Here is a 1,073-nt window from a genome sequence, read left to right on the forward strand (position 1 = left end):
CAGGTGATGATCCCGCAGAAGGACGCCGCCTTGCTGGCCAACTGCCCGGACGCCCCCACGCGTCGGCGCTGGATCCAGCGCCTGCTCGACCACGACGGCCACGGCGACGACCCCGGCGGCATCGAGGCCTGGCTGGCGCTCGGCGAGGCGGTGGGGCTGACCCGCGACGAGCTATGGTCGCAGGAGCACGTGCTGCCCGGGGTGCGCTTCGCGGTGGACGCCTACGTCAACTTCGTGCGCCGCGCCGACTGGCGCGAGGCGGCGATCTCCTCGCTGACCGAGCTGTTCGCGCCGCGTGCCCACCAGAGCCGCCTGGACACCTGGCCACGCCACTACCCGTGGATCGACGCCGCCGGCTACGCCTACTTCCGCAAGCGCCTCACGGAGGCGCGCCGCGACGTCGACCATGGTCTGGAGCTGGCGCTGGAGCTCTGCACCACGGACGCAGCCCAGCAGCGCGCGCTGGACATCCTGCAGTTCAAGCTCGACGTGCTGTGGTCGATGCTCGACGCCATGACGCTGGCCTACCAGCTCGGCCGGCCGCCGTACCACAGCATCACCGACCAGCGCGTCTATCACCGGGGGCTGGCATGACCGACACCATCGCTCCCACCACCGTCTATCGGCTGCGCCCCGGCTGGCGCCTGCAGTGGGAACCGGCCCAGGGCCGCCACGTGCTGCTCTACCCGGAGGGCATGGTGCAGCTCAACGACAGCGCCGGAGCGATCCTCGCCCTGCTCGACGGCCAGCGCGACGTCGCCGCGCTGCTGGCCGAACTCGAGCGCCGTTATCCCGAGGCGCCGGCCGCGGAGCTCGCCCAGGACGTGCGCGAGTTTCTCGCCGACGCCGCCAACCAGGGGTGGATTCGCCATGACTGACCATCCGCATCCCCCGGACCCGGCCTCGCCGGGCGCCCCGTGGTGGCTGCTCGCCGAGCTGACCTATCGCTGCCCGCTGCAGTGCAGCTACTGCTCCAACCCGCTCGACTTCGCCGCCTACCGCGACGAGCTCAGCACCGCCGAGTGGGTCGACACCCTGCGCCAGGCCCGCGCCCTGGGCGCGGTGCAGCTCGG

2 protein-coding genes and 1 pseudogene are annotated in these 1,073 nt (G+C 72.2%); all 3 read left to right on the forward strand.

Annotated elements, in window-relative coordinates; genetic code table 11:
* On the forward strand, nt 1-594 hold a 594-nt coding region (gene pqqC / locus IE093_RS22265; RefSeq protein ID WP_189473126.1), incomplete at its 5' end, for a pyrroloquinoline-quinone synthase PqqC.
* Nucleotides 591-878, forward strand: coding sequence for a pyrroloquinoline quinone biosynthesis peptide chaperone PqqD (gene pqqD, locus IE093_RS22270; protein ID WP_189473127.1), 288 nt, complete (start codon nt 591-593; stop codon nt 876-878). The genes pqqC and pqqD, both read left to right, overlap by 4 nt.
* Nucleotides 871-1,073, forward strand: a pseudogene (locus IE093_RS22275) (pyrroloquinoline quinone biosynthesis protein PqqE); the annotation flags it as partial. The gene pqqD and the pseudogene IE093_RS22275, both read left to right, overlap by 8 nt.

It is taken from the genome of Litchfieldella qijiaojingensis (assembly GCF_014651875.1).
Lineage (GTDB): Bacteria > Pseudomonadota > Gammaproteobacteria > Pseudomonadales > Halomonadaceae > Litchfieldella > Litchfieldella qijiaojingensis.